The following is an 8,721-nucleotide window of genomic DNA, read 5'->3' on the forward strand; positions in this document are numbered from 1 at the left end:
ATCGTATTTGACGCCATTTGATTTTTTGCCCGTCTTCGTATCTTTTTCATATTCCCTGGTTACATAAAACTGCTCCGTCACCACATCCCTTTTCTGCCCGGCACCGGCATCTTTTGTGCCATGCAGGGAACCGGCACGGTACTCATAGTGGGTTTCGTTTCCGTCTGCCGTGATTTTGTTCAGAAGGTAACTCTGGTTCGTAGAAACACGCTGGGATGCCACCCCGGCACCGGAGGTGTTGACCAGCCGCTCCACCGTCTTATAACTATACTTTTCTTTGCTGCCGTCTACGGTCGCACTGGTCAGGATCACACCATGCAGCCTGTCCCCATGATGAGGTGTATAGGATTTTTCTTCCGTTTCGTAAGAGATTGTCTTCTTGGACACGCCTCCCCCGGCAGCTTTGCCCTGAACGGTTACTGATGAAAGGGTCTTTTCCCCATCGTCGTTGTTATAATGGAACGCAATCTCCCGTCCGACGGAATCCGTGATTTTACTGAAATAAATGCCGTCTGTATAAGTATAGGTAATCTTGTTATCATGGGCATCCTTCTGCAGCACAATTACTCCGTCCTCGTTAAAGTAGGTACGGAGTCCGGTTTTATCTCTCAGAAGGTATTTACAGGCGATACCGTCTACGCTTTTGTCCCAGTCTTCCAGTTTAATGTCATCATAATCATAGCCTTCCAGTCCCTTGATATGATAACATTTATTATCGTCATCTGCCTCTGTTTCGATATTTGCCACACCGGCACTGCCGTAATGCAGGTAGGTAGGATTCTTCCCCCATCCTTCCTCTTCTGTCAACGTAACTGTTTCGATCCACGGGAAATCATACCGCCAGCCACTCGCCAAACCATATACGTTATGTCCCTCGTTACTGACAATCTTCGTTCTCTGGGTGTCTTCCTCATAATGCTTTTTTCCATTAAGCGACACCCCTTTCCATCCAGCGCCCTTTTCATATTTTACCAATAGGTTTTTCAACGCATTTTTATGGTTTTTCAAAACGGCGGCGTTCACGACAATGCGTCTTTGAGAGCCGTCTGAGGCTGTGTAGTAAACCCAGAGGGTATCCACCTCCAGATCCTCTATATATTCCACCGTGGCATGTCCAAGATTTGCTTCATTGCTGTCATAATAGCGGTTCAGTTCAAAGTCCATGCCGCCTGTTCCTTCGAGGGAAAGATCTGTCCGGGAAAGCATCAGATGACCGGTGGCGGTATCAACACCATCTGCTGCTTCGGCTTCCAACGGGGAACCGGCAAGGCGGTTTTCATACACACTCCGGAAGGTGTCGCCATACGCTGCTTCCATCGCTGTGTCATAGGTTTCCCCTGCCGCCTGACAGGTGGTGCCGGTAGCAAAAAGTACTGCTCCGCAAAGCAAGGCTGTGGCTGCTGCTTTTGTGATTCCCTTTTTGATCTTTCCCATAAATATTCACTCCTATCTGTTTCATTCCGATTCATCGCACATCATAGTAATAAAATGAACCGCTCCCCATCTGTTCCATTCATATGTTATTCTGATTTCTCTTTCATCAGGTCTTCTACCGTTTTTCCGGCATCCAGCTGTTCCAGCACTTTTTCAAAAGTACAGGTCTCATTCAAAATCAGAAGCGCCACGTTGGTCCGCTCCTCTTTGCTGAGGGATCTATCCTTTAACCGCCGGTTCTGCGCTTTTGTGAGGCCTAACTGCTCCTCCGTGGAAAATTTCCCTATGCAGTTGGTTCAGATTTCGAATTCAATCCTCCGTAAGCTGGTCTCGGAACATGAAGTATCTCCTTAATTCCGCATACAACCCCTCCGGAAGATACGGCATATCATAGTTTCCATCCTTTACAAGATTTGCTATCAATTTTGGATCTTTACTGTCATCATCAATCTACTCTTCTCTTTCCGTCTATCCCTAAAAATTACCATTCACACTCAAAATAAAGAACCCTGTGCGATTTATCTAAATAAAAATCTCCTACCCACGAGTCCGATATATATTTTCCATCGCTAGAAAAATCATAACTATACAAAAAATTATATTCTAGATTACTTTTCTGTACGAGTATTTTCTTTGGTATTATTTTTTTGGCCTTTTTAGTCTCTTTCCAGTCATATTCTTGTGTTATTTTGCAACAAAAATTTTCTCCAATCTTTATAAAACCATCAAATTCTATATTTGAAAGTCCTATCTCTCTTTCATTGCTTTTTACATCATAATAATATTTCACTTCCTCTATTTCTTCAATGCATGGAAATTGTTTTTGGACAAATTCTATATCAGTACCAACCTTCGCCTCGTTTCTATTCAAACAAAAAAACAACAATAATACAAATAACAAGACACAGGCAAATATCAGTATTCCAACCATACATTTATGCAATTTCAACATAAGGCAAATCCTCCTTTGTCATCTCTCATATCCCAATAATCATTTCTATGACTTTAAATCTGTGCGTTGCACAACAATATTAAATGCAACTAAATAGCAATTTTCTTATTTTGTTTTATAAAAATTGCCGATACAGTGTTTTTAGTTCCATCAATTGCTACTTCCTTTATATACTTTTATCTTGATTTTTGCAGTCCTATTTTTCCATGTAACATCCATGTGAACATAGCCATATGTTTCAAATGAACGCGCCCATCCAAGTTCCTCAAATCTACCATTCTCTCTATCCTTTGCTCGTGAACCAATATCCTGACTTCCATTATTAAAGTTACTAAAACTTCCCATACCTGAAACGGGATTCGTACCTTGAAAATTCAATATTTCAGCTAACAAAATAGTGATTTATGCCATTGCAATCTCTGGATGGAGTGCATTGCACAAATATTCAGGTAATCTTGCTTCAAAATCAGAAGTAAAAGCAGTCAGTTGCTCGTCACTGAGCTTTAAGATTTCCTGAAGGCTTGCCATTAAGGCAGCCATCAGAATAGCAAGTGATCTGCTGAAAGTAATGTCTGCCATTTCATCGACAAGAAAGAAGAACAACTCACCAAGAGTTCTCTGATCTTCATTTTGGCGTTGTTCCATTGCAAGTAACATATACCTGGTAAACACAATGGCCACATGGGCTGTCAGTGCATCATAAGATAAGCTATGGCATTCTCCAATCAGGTTCAGCATGGATTTGCAGGTTTTAAAGAAAACCTCGATCTGCCATCGTTTTCCATGAATACGGATGATCTCTTCTTCGGAAAGAGTCGTATCTGTGCAGATAAAAGCAAGCCAGTCCTTGCGATTCACTTTGTTCCTTACACAAACGATCTTTGCTGGAATCGGATTCTCTTTTCCGACCATAATGTCAACGGAAAGCAGATATTTTGATCTGCCACGACGCTTCTTATTCTGGGAATAGATCTCTTTGATATTCAGCTGTTCACCACAGTACGAATATTTGATCCGGCTGCTTTTCTTGATCATGGCAATCACATTCATACCTTTTGAATGAATGTCTATGACCTGTGCCGGGTTGGAAAACCAGGAATCAAACAGGACATAATCCGCTTTCAGTCCTGCACTGAGCGCAGTGTCCAACAGAGTCATCATTGCTTCCGGTGCTTTTGTCTGAGCAAGCTTGCGTCTTTTGCCAGCAAGGGTTCTGTTATCAAAGTTCTTTACCGGACTAATGATATTTGTATCTTTTGCAGATGCCAGCAGACAGCTGTTTACGGGAATCAATGTATTTCCATCACTCCAGCTTAAAGTAAGCATTCGGAATCCTATTTTGAAACGCATATCCGTGTGGTCAAAAACTTTTGATCCCAGTTCTGTTTTCTTGCAACTGGTGCGGTTGAAAAGACTGTCATCAATGATGAAAACATTTTTCCTGCTATCATTCGTCAGATTTTTGATGTCATGATCTACGATATCCGCTGCAAGAAGAGAAGTGAAACGAAGCCAGTTTGTTTTTGTAGAATTAAGGAAACGGTAGAATGTGTCCTTGGAAAAATCTTCCTTAAAAGAGCTGGTCCGTTGCTGCATATACATGCTTCTTCCGACAAAAATGTTGCTGAGTTTGTACCGAAGCAGAGAAACAGGAGAAACACCTTTTTCTTTCGTTCCATTGCATCTGGCAAGAAGCTTGCCAACATGGTGTTTAGAAAAAAATCTCTGAACACAGTCAACTAAGGCTTTTTCATCGGAATGGTTTTGTGGTATACTGGACATGGCATAAATCTCCTTTGTAAAGATGGTTTTTCGACAACTCCATTATACCAAACGGAACAGGTTTATGCCCTTTTTATTGGCTAAAATATTGAATTTTCAAGGTTCAACACACCATATCGGTGTGGGAAGTTTTAGTTACTTAAACAACGAGGATATATCATCAAAAAGGATGCTGTTCCTGTTACCTGATTAGGTGTTGTGTCTATATTTATTTTTTCAGCCACCGAAAAATGGTTTGTTTGCTATGCCCTTTATTCTTTGGGTGCCTTTTACTTATTTGTTTCAACCTTCTTCTTCCATACTTTATACATCTCGTATAAAGTAAATCTTTTTTCACAATCTATATAATGAAGGGTACAATGATATACCGTCCTTCTTGGATTCAAACAATCATTTCCTATAAAACCTAATAAAACCGGCTCATTAACCGAATACTGTTTTTTCGGTTTTGTAAAAAACCCCCATGAAATATCATTTTCATTTTGTCTCCGAAAAACTTCAGCAAAATAGATGGCCACATCACTACAAATTGCCAGTGTCTCATAACTCAATTTTATATCGTCTGATATGATTTCTTCGCGAATCCATTGCGGATATTCTTTTGCTATTTCTTCTAATTCACTCCGTGTATATCGTTCTATTTTTATTTGTTTTACATACCAATCCCAAATTTCAATTATTGAATTAACAGAAAAGTCCAGCTCTATAGATTGACCTTGTGAATGAACATATTCACACAAATATTCTATCCTTTCATCAATATGTTCTATATACCAATTAAAATAGATTTCCGCTTCTCTCTTGGTGAAACTTAAAAAATCCCCTTTTTCTATAGGTGACTCTGCTTCCGCAGCAATATACTCCATTACAGTCCCTCCTAGCATTAATAATGTATTGTGACTTTAATATTGCAGTCATCTAGTAGTTTTAACAACGGCCTTGAGGCTCCTATTTTCCCCGTTGTGGGGCTTCTATAAAAATGCCAATGTGCTGCCTTTATTTTTCCCGTTTGAACTAGTTCTACATCTTTTTCTATCTGCTTTTGTATAAATTGGGTTTTTGAAACATATCCAACTTTACTTTCATGTGCAATTCCATTTGCAAACACATCCACTACACGTTTTCCCCCAGATGTATTAAATGTTTTATGACCTCCGCCATATGCTTTTTTCAATGCTATTTCCCCAGATTCCCCTCTTTTATAAATTGGGATATCTGACTTTTTTGTTGGTTTTTTTACAGGTTTCTTACCCGGTTTTTTCCAACTTTTTTTAGCCTTATTTAAAGCATTTTTAGTTCGTCTAGTTAGATTTTTCCCTTTTAAATTTACCCGTTTTTTTAAAGCCTTAGAAGATTTTTTTACAACTCGCTTTCCAACAGTTTTTGCACTAGATACAGCAGTTTTGACAGCAGTTTTAGCCTTCCTCGCATATTTTGTACCTTTTTGCACTGCTTTTGAACTCTTTACTACTTTGGAAATAGCTTTACCAGCTTTTCCAACATAAGAACCAGGTACGCCGGGAACAATAGTCGCTCCAACATCCCATGCCAGGTTTGCCACATTTTCCCAAGATGGTTCAGTGACCAGCGTATAAATACTATGTCCAATACTCGCAATATCCAGTATCGTCTCAAAAATATTCCCACTTGGGTCTGCCTTATTTACTCCATCATTCCCACAGTAAGTATACAGATGCAGGCTTAACGGGTCATCTTCTTCCCCGGTATAGGTATCCCTCGTCAGGAATCTTCCCAGATACGGCTGGTAATACCTTGCCCGGAGATAGATAGTCTCCGTCTCTCTGTCGTAGTATTCCCCACAGTAGCGGAAGGGATTCTCATCCTTTTTATCCGGGTTCACTTCATTCCCGAAGGAATCATACTCATAGTCCTTAATGACTTTGCCGCTGTCATCTGTTAGCTGAACGACATCGCCATGGGGATTCTTGATATAATACTGCTGCTCTGTTCCGTCTCCCTGATCCGCATACACAAGGTCGTTTCCACGGATATACCGCTTCCGCACCTTGCCGCTGCCGGACAGTTCCATGACAACCTCGTCGCCATCCCAGACAAAGACTGTCTTCTCTCTATTCACAGTCTTACTGGTTCGCAGCCCCTCGGCATCATAAGTAAAGCTTACTTTGCTGTCTCTGGTAAGCGTTTTTGTCAGCTGGTTCAGTGCATTATAGTGGTTGACAACATTCTCGTTCAGTCGGTTGTCTCCCAGTGTCACGTCTATGTCAATGTAGGTTCGGTCTTTTTTGTCGCTTGGAATCTCATAGCGGTTGACCGTGGCAAGCTGGTTTCCGTTTTTATCGTTCTTGTAGATAACAACGGAGTCCTCCTCCGTATCTGTATTTAAAGTGTCTGTACGGAGCAGCTCGTCATTTTTATTGTAGCGGTAAGCAGTGGTCTTATTGCCTGCCTTCATTTCCTTACGGTTGTTGTTACTGTCGTAGGAATAGATGATGTCGTCGCTTCCGGTTCTTGTCTCTTTCCGGATATGGCCAAGCAGGTCATAGGTGTAAGTGGCGGTACTGCTCCGCTTCTTCCCATCTTTGCCAAGAACCGCAGAAACCTCTTTGGATTTCTGACCGTTTTCTAAGTATTCTGAGCTGTACTTAGAAACCACCCCGGCACTGCCTGTCTGGTTCTTCATCCTTGTCAGTCGGTTCTGGTAATCATAGGCATAAGTGGTGGTCAGGTTATTTCCCGGCACTTTCCTCTCTGACAGGTTTCCGTCCTTGTCATAGGTGTATCCCACTACCTTGCGGCCTTTCTCATCGGTAACGGATGCCAGTTTGGATTCCCCGTCATAGGCATAGCGGAGGGAAAGCTTCTTTTCCCCGCCCACGGCCACAGTAAAGGCGGACCTATTGCCGGCACTGTCGTAAGTATAATGCTTAACCACGTCCTTGTTCTTGGTCAGTTTGGTGGTCTCGCTGGTAACCTGCCCGGATACATCCCCATAGGTAAATCTGGTGCCGTCCTGGGTTTCCACGTCCCCATAGGCATTGTAAGTATAGGAATGGGTGGTCTCTTTCCCTGTCTTCTTTTCTTTTGCCACCATCTCCGTCAGGCGGTTCTGGTAGTCATAGGTGTTTTTCAGGGTGTTGCCATTCTTATCTACCGTTTTGGTGAGGTTGCTGTTTTCATCATAAGAATAGCTCTCCCTTCTTCCCTCCGGGTCGATGAGTGCCACTAATTCATTTTTTTCATTATATTCATACTTTGTCTCGGCAATGGTATCGGTCTTTTTCTTCCCGCTGACGGTAAGGCGGTAGGTCTTTCCTGCATAAGAGAAGGTATCCGCTTCCTCTCCCTTTTCTCCGGCTTCACTTTCCGTCGCCGCATTTCCAGCTTCTGCCCCCTCGCCAGAAGACTCCCCATTTTCACCGGGAACCTCGGATACTACTATCGTGAGCGGGCTGGTCATGCCCGTAAACTGGCGCACCTTGTTTCCCATAATGTCATAGACATACTGGACGTACTGCGCTTTTCCATCTTCCATGCAGTTTTTAACCATGACAAGGCTGCCCCGCTTATCATAAGTATACTCCGTTCTTGTCGTCCTGTCAGCATCTATTTTTTCATTCTGTGCTATGACATTTCCCGTGGTATCATACTCTGTCGTGGTGGTCTGATAATGGATGCTTCCATCTTCCTTTTCCAACGGATACTCTGCCCGTATCATCTGACCGAGAATGTCATAGGTATATTGGGTGGAAACGCCTTCTCCCACACCCTTCGGAGTGTATTCCTTTATAATATTTCCCTGGTCGTCATAATCCGCCTTCGTTATCCGGGACTGCCAGTCCGTATCCCCCTCTTTCCGGCTCTTTGTCTCGGTCTGGCTGACATTTCCATTTTCATCGTATACCAGAAGAACTTCTTCCTCATAAGACGGAAGCCACTTCCCATCCTGGTATTTTTTAGTAACTGTGTTTTCCTTGACATTTCTTCCAAAATCGTCTGTCTCATATGTGGCAATCACTTCGGAACGATTTTTCCCCCGGATGGTGGTACTTGTCTTGGACAGGATATTTCCCTCTGCGTCCGACACAGTTTCGGTAATGTTCTCACTCAGCACGGCATCATTAAACTGGTCGTAATAATTATCTGTATCCACCTCCGATTGATATACCAATGGATTCAGTTCCTTGCTGTAACTGATGGTAATCGTCTGTGCCACATCATCCTCGCCGATGACTTCTGTTTCTTCCTTGGTAAAATTCCAAGAGGTGCAGTGGGCGGCATCCAGTTCCCCGTTGCTGAAGCTGGCACTGCCGATCTCTTCGCCTGCATCGTCATAGAAATATTTGCTGCCGCTTAATACTTTGTTTCCCCTGCCCGTAATGTAGAAGTTGGGAACCGTTTTCCCATCCTCATTGACGATGAATTTCTTTTCGTCGGGCTTGAAAGCATATGTCCGTTTCTCCAGCAGACGGTCATTTTCTTCCTGCTCTAAATCCGGGTCATCCTCCTCTTCCCCGGTCTCTGAGATGGTATAATAAAGTTGTAACACCAACACTGGAATAAATGATATAATC

The 8,721-nt window shown here is 42.4% G+C and carries 5 protein-coding genes; all 5 read right to left on the bottom strand.

The features are described from left to right. On the bottom strand, positions 1–1,434 hold a 1,434-nt coding region (locus DW005_RS12925), incomplete at its 3' end, for a DUF6531 domain-containing protein (protein WP_207658747.1). A gap of 481 nt (positions 1,435–1,915) precedes the next feature. Continuing rightward, complete coding sequence (locus tag DW005_RS12935) at positions 1,916–2,386, bottom strand: hypothetical protein (RefSeq protein WP_117480041.1); 471 nt, start codon at positions 2,384–2,386, stop codon at positions 1,916–1,918. A 402-nt stretch (positions 2,387–2,788) separates the two neighbouring features. Further along, positions 2,789–4,168, bottom strand: coding sequence for a transposase (locus DW005_RS12940; RefSeq protein WP_117480043.1), 1,380 nt, complete (start codon positions 4,166–4,168; stop codon positions 2,789–2,791). A gap of 269 nt (positions 4,169–4,437) precedes the next feature. Further along, positions 4,438–5,034 (bottom strand): hypothetical protein, encoded by a 597-nt coding sequence (locus tag DW005_RS12945; RefSeq protein WP_117480044.1) that lies wholly within the window; start codon positions 5,032–5,034, stop codon positions 4,438–4,440. Positions 5,035–5,051: 17 nt separating this feature from the next. After that, positions 5,052–8,721: RHS repeat-associated core domain-containing protein (locus tag DW005_RS12950; protein ID WP_147324445.1), on the bottom strand; the 3,670-nt coding region annotated here is incomplete at its 5' end.

The organism is Clostridium sp. AF36-4, from assembly GCF_003435975.1.
GTDB lineage: Bacteria > Bacillota > Clostridia > Lachnospirales > Lachnospiraceae > Eubacterium_F.